This is a genomic window from Variovorax sp. RKNM96 (genome assembly GCF_017161115.1).
GTDB lineage: Bacteria > Pseudomonadota > Gammaproteobacteria > Burkholderiales > Burkholderiaceae_C > Variovorax.
This window is the reverse complement of sequence record NZ_CP046508.1, coordinates 466,518-483,667: the sequence shown is the minus strand read 5'-3', so window position 1 is coordinate 483,667 and position 17,150 is coordinate 466,518. Positions and strand designations below refer to the sequence as shown.

13 protein-coding genes are annotated in these 17,150 nt (G+C 67.1%); 8 read left to right on the top strand and 5 right to left on the bottom strand.

Annotated elements, in window-relative coordinates; genetic code table 11:
• The first annotated feature begins 166 nt into the window (after window positions 1–166).
• Both uvrA and GNX71_RS02235 read left to right on the top strand, forming a co-directional pair.
• Entirely contained in the window at window positions 167–3,283 is a 3,117-nt protein-coding gene (uvrA, locus tag GNX71_RS02240; protein ID WP_206176821.1) for an excinuclease ABC subunit UvrA, read from the top strand.
• Between the two features lie 15 nt (window positions 3,284–3,298).
• On the top strand, window positions 3,299–4,186 hold the full coding sequence (locus tag GNX71_RS02235; RefSeq protein WP_206176820.1) for a DMT family transporter: 888 nt from the start codon (window positions 3,299–3,301) through the stop codon (window positions 4,184–4,186).
• Here GNX71_RS02235 and GNX71_RS02230 read toward each other — a convergent pair.
• Complete coding sequence (locus GNX71_RS02230) at window positions 4,166–5,287, bottom strand: ABC transporter substrate-binding protein (protein ID WP_206176819.1); 1,122 nt, start codon at window positions 5,285–5,287, stop codon at window positions 4,166–4,168. The two genes, GNX71_RS02235 and GNX71_RS02230, sit on opposite strands and share 21 nt — an antisense overlap.
• A gap of 85 nt (window positions 5,288–5,372) precedes the next feature.
• Window positions 5,373–6,458: an aldo/keto reductase gene (locus GNX71_RS02225; protein ID WP_206176818.1), complete on the bottom strand. Its 1,086-nt coding sequence runs from the start codon at window positions 6,456–6,458 to the stop codon at window positions 5,373–5,375.
• Window positions 6,459–6,587: 129 nt separating this feature from the next.
• On the opposite strand from GNX71_RS02225, the gene GNX71_RS02220 reads away from it, so the two are divergent.
• A complete protein-coding gene (locus GNX71_RS02220; protein WP_206176817.1) occupies window positions 6,588–7,487 on the top strand; it encodes an AraC family transcriptional regulator in 900 nt (299 codons plus the stop codon).
• Window positions 7,488–7,489: 2 nt separating this feature from the next.
• On the opposite strand, the gene GNX71_RS02215 is transcribed toward GNX71_RS02220, so the two are convergent.
• From GNX71_RS02215 to GNX71_RS02205, 3 genes are read right to left on the bottom strand one after another with little or no spacing between them, the layout of a single operon-like run.
• Window positions 7,490–8,248: a GntR family transcriptional regulator gene (locus GNX71_RS02215; protein WP_206176816.1), complete on the bottom strand. Its 759-nt coding sequence runs from the start codon at window positions 8,246–8,248 to the stop codon at window positions 7,490–7,492.
• A 2-nt stretch (window positions 8,249–8,250) separates the two neighbouring features.
• On the bottom strand, window positions 8,251–10,011 hold the full coding sequence (locus GNX71_RS02210) for a glycerol-3-phosphate dehydrogenase/oxidase (protein WP_206176815.1): 1,761 nt from the start codon (window positions 10,009–10,011) through the stop codon (window positions 8,251–8,253).
• Window positions 10,008–11,495, bottom strand: coding sequence for an FGGY family carbohydrate kinase (locus tag GNX71_RS02205; protein ID WP_206176814.1), 1,488 nt, complete (start codon window positions 11,493–11,495; stop codon window positions 10,008–10,010). Before GNX71_RS02205 ends, GNX71_RS02210 begins: the two co-directional genes overlap by 4 nt.
• Before the next feature lie 179 nt (window positions 11,496–11,674).
• On the opposite strand from GNX71_RS02205, the gene GNX71_RS02200 reads away from it, so the two are divergent.
• Genes GNX71_RS02200 through GNX71_RS02180 form a run of 5 tightly spaced genes read left to right on the top strand, consistent with a single transcriptional unit; the run spans window position 11,675 to window position 17,136 of the window.
• The gene (locus GNX71_RS02200; RefSeq protein WP_206176813.1) at window positions 11,675–12,721 is read left to right on the top strand and encodes a substrate-binding domain-containing protein; all 1,047 of its coding nucleotides are present in this window, start codon (window positions 11,675–11,677) and stop codon (window positions 12,719–12,721) included.
• Window positions 12,718–14,229, top strand: a complete 1,512-nt coding sequence (locus tag GNX71_RS02195) for a sugar ABC transporter ATP-binding protein (RefSeq protein ID WP_206176812.1) — start codon at window positions 12,718–12,720, stop codon at window positions 14,227–14,229. Before GNX71_RS02200 ends, GNX71_RS02195 begins: the two co-directional genes overlap by 4 nt.
• Window positions 14,226–15,251, top strand: coding sequence for an ABC transporter permease (locus tag GNX71_RS02190; protein ID WP_206176811.1), 1,026 nt, complete (start codon window positions 14,226–14,228; stop codon window positions 15,249–15,251). Before GNX71_RS02195 ends, GNX71_RS02190 begins: the two co-directional genes overlap by 4 nt.
• 5 nt (window positions 15,252–15,256) lie before the next feature.
• On the top strand, window positions 15,257–16,243 hold the full coding sequence (locus GNX71_RS02185) for an aldo/keto reductase (RefSeq protein WP_206179317.1): 987 nt from the start codon (window positions 15,257–15,259) through the stop codon (window positions 16,241–16,243).
• A 41-nt stretch (window positions 16,244–16,284) separates the two neighbouring features.
• Window positions 16,285–17,136 carry an aldolase gene (locus GNX71_RS02180; protein WP_206176810.1) on the top strand — a complete coding sequence of 284 codons (852 nt, stop codon included), beginning with the start codon at window positions 16,285–16,287 and terminating at the stop codon, window positions 17,134–17,136.
• Window positions 17,137–17,150: the final 14 nt, after the last annotated feature.

Sequence of the window (17,150 nt, the reverse complement as noted above, 5' to 3'; positions counted from 1 at the left end):
TGCCCCTGATAAGTAGATGAAGGAGGAGGTTGAAAGGAACCCTAGATTGTGCCCGATGCCGGCCGGCGGGGCGCTGCCGCCGGGCCCGCGGAACGCGCCGGCCAGCGATGCGGCCATGAAAGCACCAGAAGCCGCCCATTCGCCATGAAATGCCGCACGGACTATCATGTCCGGTTGCCCTCGGACGATCGCCCCCTTGAATTCCAAAGCCACTGAAGAACTCGCCGCCCAAGAGGAAAGCGCACGCGACGCACAACGCGAACGCGACACTTACCTCGGCGCGGTGCTGGCGCAGCAGCGCATCAGCATCCGCGGTGCGCGCACCCACAACCTGAAGAACGTCGACCTCGACATCCCGCGCAACAAGCTGGTGGTCATCACCGGCCTGTCGGGCTCGGGCAAGTCGAGCCTGGCCTTCGACACGCTGTATGCCGAAGGGCAGCGGCGCTATGTGGAGAGCCTCTCGGCCTATGCGCGGCAGTTCCTGCAGCTCATGGACAAGCCCGACGTCGACGTCATCGAGGGCCTGTCGCCCGCGATCAGCATCGAGCAGAAGGCCACCAGCCACAACCCGCGCTCCACCGTGGGCACGGTGACCGAGATCCACGACTACCTGCGCCTCCTGTACGCCCGCGCCGGCACGCCCTACTGCCCCGACCACCACCTGCCGCTGCAGGCGCAGACGGTCTCGCAGATGGTCGATGCGACGCTGGCCATTCCCGACGAGCCGCGTCTGTTGATCCTGGCACCCGTCGCGCGCGAGAAGAAAGGCGAATTCCTCGAGCTCTTCGCCGAGATGCAGGCTGCGGGCTACGTGCGCTTTCGCGTCGATGGCCAGACCTACGAATACAACGACCTCCCCAAGCTCAAGAAGACCGAGAAGCACGACATCGACGTCGTCATCGACCGCCTGCGCGCGCGCCCCGACATGCAGCAGCGCCTGGCCGAGAGCTTCGAGGCCGCGCTGCGCCTGGCCGAAGGCCGCGCCATTGCGCTGGAGCTAGGCGCCGAGGGTGCGGCCGACAAGGAGCACCTGTTCAACGCCAAGTTCGCCTGCCCGATCTGCCATTACTCGCTGTCGGAGCTGGAGCCGCGCCTCTTCTCGTTCAACTCGCCCGTGGGCGCCTGCCCGAGCTGCGACGGCCTCGGCCATCGCGAGGTGTTCGATCCGGCGCGGGTGGTGGCCTTCCCGTCGCTCTCGATCGCCAGCGGCGCCATCAAGGGCTGGGACCGCCGCAACGGCTACTACTTCAGCATGATCGAGAGCGTTGCGAAGCACTACAAGTTCGACGTCGATGCGCCCTTCGAATCGCTGCCCGCCTCGGTGCAGCAGGTGCTGCTGAACGGCTCGGCGGCCGAAGAGATCAAGTTCAACTACACCATGGAGTCGGGCAACTTCGCAGGCAAGAAGCTCACGAAGAAGCATCCCTTCGAGGGGATCATCCCCAACATGACGCGGCGCTACCGCGAGACCGATTCGGTGATGGTGCGCGAAGATCTCGCGCGCTTTCGCAACCTGCAGCCGTGTCCCGACTGCGGCGGCTCGCGGTTGCGGCCCGAGGCGCGCAACGTGTTCCTGGTCGATGAATCGGCGCGCCCGGCCGATGGCGGCGAGCCGCCCCGCATGGCGATCTTCGAGCTGAGCCACCTCACGCTGCGCGATTCGCTCGCCTGGTTCCAGACGCTCAAGCTGCGCGGCGCCAAGGCCGACATCGCCGACAAGGTGGTGCGCGAGATCGGCCTGCGCCTGAAATTCCTCAACGACGTGGGCCTCAACTACCTGAGCCTGGACCGCAGCGCCGAGACGCTCTCGGGCGGTGAAGCGCAGCGCATTCGCCTGGCCTCGCAGATCGGCTCCGGCCTCACGGGCGTGATGTACGTGCTCGACGAGCCCAGCATCGGCCTGCACCAGCGCGACAACGACCGGCTCATCGGCACGCTGAAGCACCTGCGCGACATCGGCAACAGCGTGATCGTGGTCGAGCACGACGAGGACATGATCCACGCCGCCGACCACGTGATCGACATGGGCCCCGGCGCCGGCGTGCACGGCGGCCGCGTGATGGCGCAGGGCACCTACGCCGAGGTGTCGGCCAACCCCGATTCGCTCACCGGCCAGTACCTCTCGGGCACGAAGAAAATCGAGGTGCCCAAGCACCGCACCGCGTGGCTGCCGGCTGTGAAGAAGCCGGCCTTCAACGAAGGCAAGAAAGCCTCGCGCTTTCCGCAGAGCCCCGCGGCCGAGCGCCGCGCGGCACGCGAAGCGGCGCACATCGCCTCGCAGACCGACCTGCAGGAGATTCGCGTGGTTGGCGCCACCGGCAACAACCTGAAGAACGTGAGCGTGGCCTTCCCCGTCGGTCTGTTGACTTGCGTGACCGGCGTCTCGGGCTCGGGCAAGTCGACGCTGGTGAACGACACGCTCTACACCGCCGTGGCCCGCACGCTGTACCGCGCGCACGAAGAGCCGGCCGCGCACGAGTCGGTCGAGGGCATCGAGTATTTCGACAAGGTCATCAACGTCGACCAGAGCCCCATCGGGCGCACGCCGCGCAGCAACCCGGCCACCTACACGGGCCTCTTCACGCCCATCCGCGAACTGATGGCCGAGACCAACACCGCGCGCGAGCGCGGCTACGGCCCGGGCCGCTTCAGCTTCAACGTGGCAGGCGGGCGCTGCGAGGCCTGCCAGGGCGACGGCGTGGTGAAGGTCGAGATGCACTTCCTGCCCGACGTGTACGTGCCTTGCGAGGTCTGCCACGGCCAGCGCTACAACCGCGAGACGCTCGAGGTCCAGTACAAGGGCAGGAACATCGCGCAGATCCTCGAGATGACGGTCGAGACCGCGCACGAGTTCCTGAAGGCCGTGCCGACTATCGAGCGCAAGCTGCGCACGCTGCTCGACGTGGGCCTCTCGTACATCAAGCTCGGCCAGTCGGCCACCACGCTCTCGGGCGGCGAGGCGCAGCGCGTGAAGCTCGCGCTCGAACTCAGCAAGCGCGACACGGGCCGCACGCTGTACATCCTGGACGAGCCGACCACCGGCCTGCACTTCGCCGACATCGAGTTGCTGCTGAAGGTGCTGCACCAGCTGCGCGATGCGGGCAACACGATCGTCGTGATCGAGCACAACCTCGATGTCATCAAGACGGCCGACTGGCTCATCGACATGGGCCCCGAAGGCGGTGCGGGCGGCGGCACGGTGGTGGGCGAAGGCACGCCGGAAGACGTCGCGGCGAACGAGGCGAGTCACACGGGGCGTTATCTCAAGCGTCTGCTGTAAGCCTCAGACCTGTTCATGCCTTCCTTCACTCCGCGCCAGTTCGTCCTGCTCGTTCTCCTGACCCTCGCCTGGGGTTTCAACTGGCCGGTGATGAAGCTCGGCGTGGCCGACTATCCGCCGCTCGCCTTCCGCGCGATCTCGATCTGGCTGGGCCTGCCGGTGCTGGGCCTCGCGCTGGTGTGGATGAAGGTGCCGTTCCGCGTGCCGCGCAGCGCGTGGCCCGAGCTGGTGTGGCTGGGCGCGACCAACATGTTCGTCTGGCACGCCTGCATCATCCTCGCGGTGAAGGCGCTCTCGGGCGGGCGCGCGGCGATCCTGGGGTACACGATGCCGGTGTTCTCGGCGGTGATCGGCGCGCTGCTGTTCTCCGCCGTGCTCATGCGGCGTTCATGGATCGGCGTGGGTGCCTGCGCAGTCGGCGTGGGCCTCCTGCTGTGGCACGAGCTCACCGACCTCGCGGGACGCCCGGGCTACGTGGCGCTCGCACTGGTGGCCGCGGCGACATGGGCGCTGGGCACGCAACTGCTGCGCCACACGCGCATCGGGCTGCCGACGCTCACGCTCTCGTTCTGGATGACCGCGATGACGGCCGTCGTGATGACGGTGCTCTCGCTGCTTTTCGAGCGCGACCAGTGGCGCTGGCCAGGCTCCGTGACCTGGGGATCGATCCTCTACAACGCGGTGCTGATCTTCGGCTTCGCGCATGCCGCGTGGTTCTACCTGGCGCGCGGCCTGCCGCCGGTGGCCTCGACCTTGAGCGTGATGTTCATCCCCGTGCTCGGCGTGTTCAGCGGCGCGGTGTGGCTCGGCGAGGTCGTGCACTGGCAGGACTGGGTCGCGGTCGCGCTGATGATGGTCGCGATCGCGTCGGTGCTGTGGCCTTCACGGACGGCCAGCGCCTGAGGGAAACGCCTCCCCGCCTGCGATCGTCTCGACCAAGTCGTAGCAATCCCATTCGCCGGTGGACTGCACCGGGCGCTTGACGCGCAGCAGGTACATGTCATGAAGCATGGTCCCGTCTTCGCGAATCCGCCCGCCTTTCACATACATGTCGTCGAGCGTGGCTTTGCGCAGATACGTCAGGACGACCGTCGGATCGGTGCTGTTCGTGGCAGCGACCGCCTTCAGGTATTGAAGCGCCGCGGAGTAGTCGGCCGCCTGCAGCGAAGAAGGCATGCGCTGCCGCCGCGCAAAGAAGCGTTCGGCCCAACGTCGTGCTTGCGCGTCGCGCGTCCAGAACCAGCTGTCCGCCAGATAGAGCCCCTGTGCTTTCTCCAGGCCCATGTGATGGATGTCGTCGATGAAGGTCAGCAGACCGACGAGCTTCATCCGATGGGTCATGTTCATCTTCTCCATCGCCGCCATCGCCTTGAGCAATTCGGCGTGGCCGTTCGCCAGGCCCAGCACTTCGGCGCGGCTCTCGCGGGCGGCCTCCAGGTAGGGCGTGAAGTCGTCCGCGCCATGCGGGTTCTTCACCGATCCGACAACGACGCCGCCTGCCGCCTGAACCGCCTCCGTGCCATGCGCCTCAAGCTCCCGCCCGAACTGATAGTCGGCGGTAACGTAGAACCAGCGCTTCATCCCCTGCCGCGTCAACGCGAGACCGGGGACGGTAGCGAGCGCGATGGTGTCGTAGGCGTACTGAATGACAGGGAACGCCGAGCGCTCGCGTGTCTGGATCGAGGTGCCGGCGCCGACGACGAAGATCGGCTTGCCATGCTTCACCGCGATGGCGGTCATCGCCAGGCTGGTGTCCGAGTTGACGCCACTGATGACCATGTCCACGCCGTCTTCCTCGTACCACTTGCGCGCGATCTCGGCAGCTCTGCCAGGGTCGTTCTGGTGATCCCCCAGCAGCAGCTCGACACGGCGACCCGCCACGGCTGCGCCCATGTCCTCGATCGCCATGCGGATGGCCTCCGCGCCGGCCGGGCCATCCACGCCTTGATAAGGACCTGCGAGGTCCGTGCAGAAGCCGATGCGCAGGGGGCTGTGGTCAGTCATGCGTGCACCTTTCTGAGAACCCACAAGCTCGGGGGAACAAGGCGGCGAGTACCGCGCTGGTGGTTTGTCTTCGGTTCATGGTCTTTTACGGGTGATGGCTCGCGCGGCGCTCGACCGTGGCGCCGCCGAAGATCAGGTTCTCGACCACGGGGCGAGCCGCAAAAGAGCCGGGGAAGATGGGCGCTGGCCTGCTGGCTTGGTCCAGCCGGGCGATGTGTTCGTCGGTCAGTTCGACTTGCAGCGCACCCAGGTTTTCCTCCAGCTGCGCCAGGGTTCGGACGCCGATGACCGGCGCCACGACAACAGGATTCAACAAGGTCCACGCCAAGGCGACCTGCGATGGCGTCGCACCCGTCTCATGGGCCACGGCGCGCACCGCTTCGGCGATCTCCAACGATCGGCTCGTCATGTGTCCGAAAGAGGCAATGGTCGCCTGGCGGGTCGAGGAAACGGCGGCCTCGCTGCCTTGCCGCAGATCGTCACGGGTGTATTTGCCGGACAGTACGCCGCCGCCCAACGGCGACCACGGCATCACCCCGAGCCCGAGAGCCTGCGCCATCGGCATCAGCTCGTGTTCCACGGTGCGTTCGACCAGGCTGTACTCGATCTGCAGCGCCACGAGCGGCGACCAGCCGCGCAGGTCTGCCAGGGTCTGCAGTTGTGCCACCTTCCACGCGGGGGTGTTGCAGATGCCGAGGTACAGCACCTTGCCGGAGCGAACCAGATCGTCGAGCGCGCGCATGACCTCGTCACAGGGCGTCGTGGAATCCCAGGCGTGAAGGTGCAGCAGTTCGATGCGGTCCGTGTCGAGTTGCTTCAGACTGGTCTCGACCGAACGCACCAGGTTCATCCGGTGATTGCCGCCCGAGTTCGGATCGCCCGGCGTGCGTGCCATGGTGAACTTGGTCGAGACGACGATGCGGTCGCGTCTTCCGCTGAGCAGCTGACCCAGAATGCGCTCCGAAGCGCCGTTGGTGTAGTTGACCGAGGTATCGACGAAATTGCCGCCGTGATCGACATAGGTGTCGAAGATGCGGCGCGCCTCGGCGTCATCGGCGCCCCAGCCCCAATCGGTGCCGAAGGTCATGGTGCCCAGTGCAAGCGGGGAGACACGCATGCCCGATCGTCCGAGCAGGCGATAGTGATCCAGAGCGAGGTGATTGAACGGCATGAACGTTTCCAGAGCGGGTTGGTTGTTTCTATGGGTTTGACTTTGCCAGTGCACGCACGGATGGCCGTAGCCCTATCATCCGAAGTTCTTGCACGATCGTCCGACCCAACGAACCCCGTGGAGTGATGCATGAGTTCCCTGAAAAAGCTGATCGATATCGTGAGCCGCCATGTCCCGGGCGACGGCATCCACGACAGCCCGATCCCGGGCGTCGACCTGATCCGCTCGAGCACGCCGACGATGCCGATGCCGGTCGTCTATGAGCCGACGCTGTGCCTCATTGCCCAAGGCCGCAAGCGCGTGATGCTGGGCACGACCGCCTACGTGTACGACCCCGCCAGGTACCTGATCGCATCGGTGGATCTGCCGGTCATGGGGTCGGTGATCGAAGCCAGCGAGGCCGCCCCTTATCTCTGCCTGGCGCTCGACCTGGACATGACCGTGTTGAGCGACCTCGCCTTGCGGCATTCGCTTCCCGACGAAAGCGACAGCGCGCCTGACGCGGGCATGGCCCTCAACGACACGACGCCGGAACTGCTGGATGCGATGGTGCGGTTGGTCTCATTGCTCGACAGCCCCGCCGACATCGAAGCGCTGGCACCGCTGGTGACGCGCGAGATCCTCTATCGCCTGCTGGTCGATCCGCGCAACAGCATCGTCCGGCAGCTGGCAAGAGCGGACAGCCGCCTGAGCCAGATCGCCAAGGCCATTTCCTGGTTGCGCGAGCACTACGGCCAAGCCTGCCGGATCGAGGACATCGCCGATCTCGCGGGCATGAGCCGCTCCACCTTCCATGCGCATTTCAAGTCGGTCACCTCGATGAGCCCCTTGGAATTCCGCAGCCAGTTGCGGCTGCAGGAGGCTCGCCGGCTGATGGTGGCCGAGGCGATGGATGCGGCGGGCGCGGGGTTCCGCGTGGGCTACGAAAGCCCATCGCAGTTCAGCCGCGACTATGTACGCATGTTCGGTGCGCCGCCGGCCAAGGATGCCGGGCGGCTGCGCAAGGAAGCCGAGGCGCTGCTGACCTGAGATCAGGTCGTCGTCTGCACATGCAGCCGGCTCGTCTTGCAGCGGTGCAGCGCGCGGTAGTGCTCCAGCGGCCGGCCGTTCGCGCCGTAGGCAATCGACTCGATGCGCAGCAGCGGCTCGGGCTGCGGCAGGTCGAGCAGTTCGCAGGTCGCGGCATCGGGCAGCACCGCATCGATCCAGCGCTCGGCGCGCACCAGGCGCAGGCCGTACTGGCGGCGCAGCACGTCGTAGAGGGAGCGGTCGTCGAGCCGCGTGCGATGCAACCCCGGTGCAAGGTCCGCCGGCACCACCGTCTCGACCAGCAGGCGCAGTTCGCCATCGACGCTGCGAAGACGCTTGAGCGCCACGACCTGCGCGTCGGGCTCGGTGAGCCCCAGCGACGCCGCTTCCTGCTCGGTGGGTGCGCGCAGTTCCTGCGTGAGGATCTGCGTGCGCACCGAGCGGCCCTTGCGCTCCATTTCGTCGGAGAAACCGAGCACGGTCGAGACGAAATCCTCGTCGCGCTCGCGCGCCGACACGAAGGCGCCGCGGCCCTTGATCTTGTAGATGAGGTTGTTGCGCACCAGGTCCGCCAGCGCTTCGCGCACCACGATGCGCGAGATGCCGAACTGGTCGCCCAGCTCCGCTTCGGACGGCAGCTTGGCGCCGATGGGCAGCACGCCCTGCAGGATCTGCAGGCGGATCGCATCGCGGAACTGGGCCCACAGCGGGGACTCGGATTTGCGGTCGAGCACGGTCGAGATGTCGTTGGGACTGTTCACTTTTAGGACTGGCCGAGGGCGGAGCTGGCCATCAATGATGCATCGAAAGAAGGTGCCACGTCGGGCGCCACGGCCTGCAGGCGCACGTTGTGGCGCTCGCGCAGGGCGGTGGCGCAGTCGCTCAGTTCCTTGTGCGCGCGGGCAGTGTCCCAGCCCAGCGCCTCCGCAGCGATGCCCGAGATTTCGGCAAGCGCTGCATCGGTGACGAGGCCACGGATGGCCAGCAGCGTGCGGCGGATCACGAGGTCGTCCAGGCGCACCACGCCTGTTTCCAGACACAGGTACGAGAGTTCGGCGGCCGAGTAGTCGGGTGCGTGTTGCAGCGGCACGTCGCCCGAAGCGACAAGGCGCTGCGCGAGCGGCAGCGCCTTCGAGCCGTAGCGTGCGAGCAGGTTCAGCGCACGCGTGCGGCCCATGCCCGAGGCCGTCATCTTCTCGATGAAGCGATCGATCGCGGCCGCATCGACCGGCAGGTCCGCGCCGCCGCCGATGGGCAACAGCTCGGTCGACGCGGTGCGCGAGCGCCCCAGCAGTTGCAGCACTTCGGTGGTCGCTTCCTCGGCGAGCGAGCGAAAGGTGGTCCACTTGCCGCCGACGAGGCCGACGATGGGAATGTCGCGCGTCGCGCTCGGCGGATCGATTACCACCGAATGGTCGCGCGAGATCTGGCCCGGCTTGTCCGCATCGGAGCGCGCGAGCGGCCGCACGCCGACATAGGTGTAGACCACGTTGTCGCGGCCGAAGGCCATGTTGGGGAACACCTCGCGCAGCACGTCGATGAGGTAGTCGACCTCGGCGGGCTCGGTGACGATCTGGTCGGGGTCTTCGACCGGAATGTCGGTCGAGCCCACGAGCACGCGGTCGAGGAACGGATAGACGATGCACACGCGCCCGTCGACCGCTTCGAAATACGCCATGCGGCCGTCGAGCGCATCGCGCAGCGCGGGATGGTCGAGCACGAGGTGCGAGCCCTTGGTGCCCATCACGCGCGGGCCCGCACCGCCAAGCACGGCCGCGCTGCGGTCGAGCCATGCGCCGGTGGCGTTCACCACGGTGTCGGCGGTCACGCGCACCAGTGCGCCGGTGAGCTCGTCGCGCAGCGTGAGGATGTTGCCCGCACAGCCCATCACGCGGCAGTAGTTCGCGGCGGCCGAACGCGGCTGGTCGCGGCAGGCATCGCCGATCAGTTCGAGGATGAGCCATTCGGGGTGGCTGATCCACGCATCGAAGAAGGTCGCAGTCCAGCGGATCGCTGCGCGAAAGAGACTCCGGTCGTTGGTCGGCACGCGGCTGATGCGGTGCCCCGGCATCACGCGCTGGCGGCGGCCGAGGATGTCATAGAGCCGCAGCCCCAGTGCCACGGCCAAGAGGCCGCGCGTGCGCTGCGGCGGCGTGCGGCCGAAGAACTTGAGCGCGCTGCTCATGAGGCCGCCGAAGAAGTTCGCGAGCGGCACCACCGTCTTGAGCGGGCGCACCAGGTGCGGCGCGTTGCGCAGCAGCAGGTTGCGCTCGCGCGTGGCCTCGGCCACCAGCGAGAAGCTGCCGTTTTCCAGGTAGCGCAGGCCGCCGTGGATCATGCGCGAAGGCGCGCTGCTGGCGCCGGCGCCGAAGTCGCCCTTGTCGACGATGAGGCAGTCCACGCGCTGCAATGAAAGATCGCGGAACACGCCGACGCCGTTGATGCCGGCGCCGACGATCACCGTCGAAAAATGGCGGTCCGCGAGCGACGCGGGGCGAACAAAAGGAAGTTGCCATGCGCTCATTGCGCACCGCCCGCGATGTGGGTGAATACAGGTGACATGCTGTCGATCAGTTCGTTGAAATCGGCGTTGAAATCCGCATGGGCGCGCGCGTCCCTTGCATCGGGTTCGATGAGGTCGCACGGCGCGAGCAGCGCGCTGCCCTCGGCCGCGTCGTCCAGGCCTTGCGACATGGCCGCGTAGAGCGCGGCGCCGCGCGCGCCGGTCTCGTCGTCGGCGCAGCGCTCGACCGGGCGGCCCAGGAGCGAGGCGAGCAGGCGCACGAGGCGTGCATCGCTCGCACCGCCGCCCAGCACGGTCGATGCGGAAACCGCGAGGCCGCCGGCCGCGAGGCGGGCCGTCTGGCGCACATGCAGCGCCGCGACGGCATCGATCACGGCGCGTGCCATGTCGGCACGCGTGTGATGGCTCTTCAGGCCCACGAAACCCGCCGTCACGCCGCCGCCGCCGTTGATGAAGGGCGCGAAACGCAGGCCGTTCGCACCGAGCGGCACGGTCATCGCGAGGTCGACCACCGCGCGCGCATCGGGCAGCGCGAGCACGCCGGCGAGCCACGCGATGTTGGCCATCGAGGATGGGCTGTTCTCCATGTAGAGCCGCTCGTGCGTGCGTCCGAAATTCACAACGGACGCGACGGCAGGCTTGGGTTCCATGACCGGGCCGATGACCGCGTTCACGCACCATGTGCCGAACACCTGCACCGCGCGGCCGCGGCCTTCGGCGCAGATCGCGGTCATCGAGGCCAGCAGGTCGATGGCGCCCATGGCGACCGGAATGCCAGCAGGCAAACCGCACAGCGCCGCCTCGGAGGGGCGCAGCTTGCCGAGCACGGTGCCGCTCGGCAGGATCGGGCCGAAGTTGTGCGCGCCCAGGTCGTTGATGCCCGAGGCGTCGAAGGCGATCTGCGACCAGCCACCGGTGGCGAGCGACACCAGGCCGGCGGTGCTCGCATCGCTGGCATCGGTGGCGATTTCGCCGGTGAGCAGGAAGCCGAGGTAGTCCTTCGCGAACAGCAGGCGGCGCAGCTCGCCGCGCTGCACGGCATCGGCGCCCAGCAACTCGGCGGCGATCACCGTCGGCTGGCCGGGCCAGGGGCCGCAGCCCACGTCTTCGAAGAGCCGCGTGCCCTGGCTTTTGGCGAGCGTCCGTGCGCGGGCATCGGCGCGCTGGTCGGTGGAGGCGACGGCGCGGCCGCCGACGAGTTCGTTGTTCGCGTCGAGCGCGTAGAGGCCGGCGCCGTGGCCGGTGCAGGCCATGGCGCGGACCTCGGCGGCACGCGGCCCGAGCTGGTGAGCGACGTCGCGCAGCACGTGGGTGAGCGCGGCGCGGATGGCGGCGGCGCGGACTTCGCAACCGCCGCCGGCGAGCCGGTCGTGCGGCAAAGGCATGCGGGACAGGGCAACGGCGCGGCCGCTTCCGGCTTCGAGCGCCAGGGCTTTCAGGCTGCTCGAGCCCATGTCCACGCCGATCAGTATGTTTGGCATCATGTCATAACAGCTTCGGCGGAAAAAAAGCCTATCGCCAGTAGCGTTTCCCCTAGTACTCGGCGCAATCAGGCCGGGATTACATTCTAGCCTGTCATAACAACTGATGTGACACTGAGGTCCCGAAGACCTGCTCGAAAAGCAGGTCGCAAGCTCTGCCAGTCAACGTGAGGAGACAAAGAATGAGGCGTAATTTCCTGAAGTCCGCAGCCGCCGCCGGTATCGGTTTGGCCGGTGCGAGCGCGTTCGCGCAACAGCAAGCAGCTGCCCCTGCTGCAGGCACGGGCCTGCGCGGCAATGCCAGCGACGTCTACGTGATGAACGTGATGGTCTCCGGCGTGGAGTACTGGTTCCCGGTCTACGAAATGATGAAGCAGCTCGGCCGCACGCTGGGCGTGAAGACGCGCTATACCGGCACGCCCGAGTACGACGTGAACAAGCAGCTCGCATCGTTCGAGCAGGAACTGGCGCGCAAGCCCGCGGGCATCCTGCTGCACCCGATGAACCCCGATCCGTTCATCGAGCCGATCAACCGCGCCGCGGCGATGGGCATCCCGGTCGTCACCTTCGCGGCCGATTCGCCCAATTCGAAGCGCACCTCGTTCGTCACTTCCGACAACGACCGCGAAGGCACGCAAGCCGCCGACGCGATCGCCGCATCGCTGGGCGGCAAGGGCGAATACGCCGTGCTCGAGAACCCCGGCCAGGACAACCACGACCGCCGCATCGCTGCCTTCGTGAACCGCATGAAGACCAAGCACACGGGCATGAAGCTGGTCGGCCGTGCCGCCAGCAACCAGGACCCGAACAAGGCCTACCAGGCGGTGCTGAGCCTCGCGCAGGCCAACCCGAACCTGGGCGCGCTCTTCATGCCCGAGGCCAACTCGGCGCTCGGCGCGGCGCAGGCCAAGGTCGAGACCAAGAAGAACATCAAGGTGATGTGCTGCGACGTGAACGCCAAGATCCTGGACATGATCAAGTCGGGCGACGTGTTCGGCGCGATCAACCCGAACCAGGGCATGCAGGGCTACATGGGCATGATGATGTTGTTCCTGGCGAAGAACCCCTCGCTCATCGACCCGATGAACGACGCCAAGCGCAACGGCACGAACCCGATGGCCGTGCCCTTCCTGGACAACGGCCTGGCCGTGGTCAGCAAGGCCAACGCCGACGACTTCTACTGGGACAAGTACCTCGCCCGCCGTGGCACCAAGGGAATCGGCGAGTGAGCGCCTTGCTCGAACTGCGTGGCATCAGCAAGCGCTTCGGCGCTTCGCGCGCGCTCTCGGGCGTGGACTTCTCGCTGCATGCGGGCGAGATCCACGCCCTGTGCGGCGAGAACGGCGCAGGGAAGTCGACGTTGATGAACATCATCGACGGCATCCACCGCCCCGACGAAGGCGAGATCCTGCTGAACGGCCAGAAGGTCGTGATCGACGGACCGGCGCACGCGATGCGCCTGGGCATCGGCCTGGTGCACCAGGAGATCGCGCTGTGTGCCGACGCGACCGTCGCCGAGAACATCTTCATGCCCGAGATCAACGCCGGCAAAGCGGCGTGGATGAACTACGCCAGCTTCAACGAACGCGCGGCCAAGGTGCTGCGCCGGCTGGGGCAGGACATCGACCCCGCCATGCCGGTGGGCAACCTCTCCATCTCCAGCCAGCAGCTGGTGGAGATCGCCAAGGCGCTCACGCTCGACTGCAAGGTGCTGATCCTCGACGAGCCCACGGCCGCGCTGACCGACAACGAGTCGGCGGCGCTGTTCCGCGTGCTGCACGACCTGAAGGCGCAGGGCATCGGCATCATCTACATCAGCCACCGCATGGCAGAGATCTTCACGCACGGCGACCGCGTCACCGTGCTGCGCGACGGGCGCAATGTGCATTGCGGACCGCTCGCCGGGTTGACGCCCGATGAGCTGGTGCGCCGCATGGTCGGTCGCGACCTGGGCAACTACTACCCGCCCAAGCAATCCGTTGCGGAATCCTCCGGGCCCGTGCTCGAAGTGAACGACATCGCCGACGGCGAGCGGGTGCACGGCGTTTCCTTTGCACTGAAACGCGGCGAGATCCTCGGCATCGCGGGCCTCATGGGCGCGGGCCGCAGCGAACTTGCCGAAACCATCTGCGGCCTGCGCGTCGCCAAGCGCGGCACGGTGCGCCTCGCTGGCAAAGCGCTCACTATCCGCAAGTACAGCGACGCACTGCGCGCAGGCATCGCTTATCTCAGCGAAGACCGCAAGGCGGCCGGCGTGTTCCTCGACCTGCCGATCGCACAGAACGTGTCGTCGATGGCGCTCGGCCGCGTGAGCTCGGCCTGGGGCCTCCTGCAGCGCTCGGCCGAGCACAAGCTCGCCAAGACGCTCGGCGCCAAGCTGAACCTGAAGTCCGACGGCGTCGCCATCGAGGTCTCCAGCCTCTCGGGCGGCAACCAGCAGAAGGTGGCCATCGCCAAGCTCCTGGCCACCAACCCGTCGGTGCTGCTGATGGACGAGCCCACGCGCGGTGTCGACGTGGGCGCGAAGTCGGAGATCCACCACATCCTGCGCGAGCTCGCGAACCAGGGCGTGGGCGTGATCGTGATCTCGTCGGAGCTGCCCGAGATCATCGGCCTCTGCGACCGGGCCCTGGTGATCCGCGACGGCCAGGTCGCGGGTGAACTCGAATCGAACGAAATGACGGAAGAGGCCCTGCTGCGGCTGGCTTCCGGACTCTGCGAACAGGAAATAGCATGAACTACCCGGCACAACTCGATGCGGGCCTTCCCCCACGGCATTCTGGACAGTCAGGAGGCGACCCCGTGAAGCCCGCCAACAAACTCACGAGCATGCGCGAAGCAGGGCTGCTGCTCATCATCGCGGTGCTGTGCATCGCGATGAGTTTTGCATCGCCCTACTTCCTCACCTGGGACAACGTGCGCGCGATGCTGCTGTCCTTCTCCATCGAAGGCATCGTGGTGGTGGGCATGACGATCCTCTTGATCGTCGGCGGCATCGACCTCTCGGTGGGCTCGGTGGTGTGCTTCGCGATGGTGGTGACGGGCAAGCTCTTCCTGATGGGCGTGGACCCATGGCTTGCGAGCCTGGTGGCCATCGGCATGTGCGGGCTCATCGGCGCGATGATCGGCGGCTGCGTCACACGCATCGGCCTCAACCACTTCATCGCCTCGCTGGCCTTCATGGTGATCGTTCGGGGCCTGTGCCTCGCGCTCACGCAGGGCACGCCGCAGTCGCTGTTCTCGCTGCCAGCCGAATTCAAGTTCATCGGGCAGGGCACGCTCTTCGGCGTGCCGGCGGTCATCCTGATCTTCCTGGCGATCGTGGTGGTGAGCGACTTCGTGCTGCGCCGCTCGACGCTCCTGCGCCGCGTGTTCTACACGGGCAGCAACGAGAAGGCGGCGCTCTACTCGGGCATTCGCGTGGGCCGCGTGAAGTTCTGGGTCACGGTGCTGTGCTCGGCTTCGGCGGGCCTGGCCGGCGTGATCTACACCGCGCGCTTCGGCGCCGCCACGCCGACCTTCGGAATGGGCATGGAACTGAACGTGATCGCCGCCGCGGTGATCGGCGGCGCCAGCCTCAAGGGCGGCTCGGGCACGGTGCTGGGCGCGGTGCTCGGCCTGGCCCTCCTCTCGGTGGTGACCAGCTCGCTGATCCTGCTCGACGTGTCGCCTTACTGGCAGGACGTGATCAAGGGCCTGATCCTGCTCGCGGCCGTGACCATCGACCACATCATGAACACGAGAAAGAAAACGCGATGAGCGCAATGCAAATGAAGAAGACGACGCTGGGCCCCTCGGGCATCGAATGCTCGGCCATCGGCCTGGGCACATGGGCGATGGGCGGGTGGATGTGGGGCGGCGGGGACAACGCGGCCGCCGTCATCGCGATCCAGGCCTCGCTCGATGCGGGCGTGAACCTGATCGACACCGCGCCGGCCTATGGTCTCGGCCGCTCCGAAAGCATCGTCGGCACCGCGCTCAAGGGGCGGCGGCAAGAGGCGGTGATCGCCACCAAGTGCGGCCTCGTCTGGCACACACAACAGGGTACGCACTTCTTCGAAGAAGACGGCCACCCGGTGTATCGCTTCCTCGGGCGCGAGTCGATCTTCCATGAATGCGAAGAGAGCCTGAAGCGCCTGCAGACCGACTACATCGACCTCTACATCACGCATTGGCAGGACAGCACCACGCCCGTGGCCGAGACCATGGACGCGCTGCTCGACCTCAAGAAGCAGGGAAAGATCCGCGCCATCGGCGTGAGCAACGTGAGCCCCGAGACGCTCGCCGAGTACCTGCGCTACGGCCCGGTCGATGCGGCGCAGGAGCGCTACAGCCTGATCGACCGCGAGATCGAGGCGACGCTCGCCCCCTTGTGCAGCGAGCACAACGTCGCGGTGCTCGGGTACTCATCGCTGGCGCTGGGCCTGCTCGCCGGCCCCATCGACCCCGAGCGCGAGTTCAAGGGCGACGACCAGCGCGCGAGCAACCCGCGCTTCAGCGCGGCCAACCGCGCGACGCTCAAGGCCTTCTTCGAAGAGCTCGAGCCCGTGCGCGCCAGGCTCGGCTGCTCGTTCGGCCAGATGATGATCGCGTGGACCGTCGCGCGCGGCACCGTGGCCGTCGCGCTCTGCGGCGCGCGCGTGCGCCAGCAGGCCATCGAGAACGCCGGTGCCGGTGCGGTCGCGCTGGGCGACGACGCCCTGCGGCTGATCGACGCCGCGGCGAAGCGCCACCTCTCCGCGCTCGCCTGACACCCCTCTTCATTTCCGACCCCAACAAGGAGTTCTTTCCCATGTCGAAAGACAAGACAGCACGGCTCAACCGCCTGCTCACCAACGGCCGTTGCCTGGACATCGCCCTCGACCACGGCGTGTGCAACGAGCCTTCGTTCCTCGACGGCCTGGAGGACATGCCCCAGGTCATCGACAAGCTCGTGGCCGCCGCACCCGATGCGCTGCAACTGAACTACGGCCAGTCCGACCTGCTGCAGGACCGCCCGGGCCGCGACAAGCCGGCGCTCGTGATGCGCATCGACATGGGCAACCCCTACAACGCCACGCTGCATCGCGTGATGTGGGCCCAGCTGCAGAACGAGCACGACCCGGTGCTGCCGGCCGTGCAGCGCGATGCGGCCTGCGTGGTGGTCAACCTCTTCATGCTGCCGAACGAACCCGACCTGTTCCGCCAGTGCGTGCAGAACATCGCGCGCGTGCGCGCCGACTGCGACCGCTACGGCATGCCGCTGATGATCGAGCCGCTGGTGATGCAGTCGCCCACGCCCGGCAGCCGCTACATGGTCGACGGTGATGCCGAGAAGATCGTGACGCTGGTGCGCCTCGCGCGCGAGATGGGCGCCGACATCGTCAAGGCCGACCCGACCAGCGACCCCAAGGATTTCCACCGCGTGGTGCAGGCCGCGCGCTGCCCCGTGCTCGTGCGCGGTGGCGGCCGCGAGGAACTGCAGCAGGTGTTCGCGCGTTCGCGCACGCTGCTGGACCAAGGCGCGGTCGGCATGGTGTATGGGCGCAACGTCTACCAGCATGCGAATCCGTCGGCAGTGGTCAGTGCATTGATGGCCATGATCCACCGCGATGCCAGCGCCGAGGCGGCCTGGGACATCTACGAATCGGGCGGCACGAAGTAACCAGCCGCCAGGGA

What these genes read in the sequence shown, in the direction of transcription:
- GNX71_RS02190 (WP_206176811.1), top strand. Translation starts at nt 14,226, where the DNA reads ATGAACTACCCGGCACAACTCGATGCGGGCCTTCCCCCACGGCATTCT.
- uvrA (WP_206176821.1), top strand. Translation starts at nt 167, where the DNA reads ATGTCCGGTTGCCCTCGGACGATCGCCCCCTTGAATTCCAAAGCCACT.
- GNX71_RS02205 (WP_206176814.1), bottom strand. Translation starts at nt 11,495, where the DNA reads ATGATGCCAAACATACTGATCGGCGTGGACATGGGCTCGAGCAGCCTG.
- GNX71_RS02210 (WP_206176815.1), bottom strand. Translation starts at nt 10,011, where the DNA reads ATGAGCGCATGGCAACTTCCTTTTGTTCGCCCCGCGTCGCTCGCGGAC.
- GNX71_RS02230 (WP_206176819.1), bottom strand. Translation starts at nt 5,287, where the DNA reads ATGACTGACCACAGCCCCCTGCGCATCGGCTTCTGCACGGACCTCGCA.
- GNX71_RS02185 (WP_206179317.1), top strand. Translation starts at nt 15,257, where the DNA reads ATGCAAATGAAGAAGACGACGCTGGGCCCCTCGGGCATCGAATGCTCG.
- GNX71_RS02220 (WP_206176817.1), top strand. Translation starts at nt 6,588, where the DNA reads ATGAGTTCCCTGAAAAAGCTGATCGATATCGTGAGCCGCCATGTCCCG.
- GNX71_RS02235 (WP_206176820.1), top strand. Translation starts at nt 3,299, where the DNA reads ATGCCTTCCTTCACTCCGCGCCAGTTCGTCCTGCTCGTTCTCCTGACC.
- GNX71_RS02180 (WP_206176810.1), top strand. Translation starts at nt 16,285, where the DNA reads ATGTCGAAAGACAAGACAGCACGGCTCAACCGCCTGCTCACCAACGGC.
- GNX71_RS02200 (WP_206176813.1), top strand. Translation starts at nt 11,675, where the DNA reads ATGAGGCGTAATTTCCTGAAGTCCGCAGCCGCCGCCGGTATCGGTTTG.
- GNX71_RS02225 (WP_206176818.1), bottom strand. Translation starts at nt 6,458, where the DNA reads ATGCCGTTCAATCACCTCGCTCTGGATCACTATCGCCTGCTCGGACGA.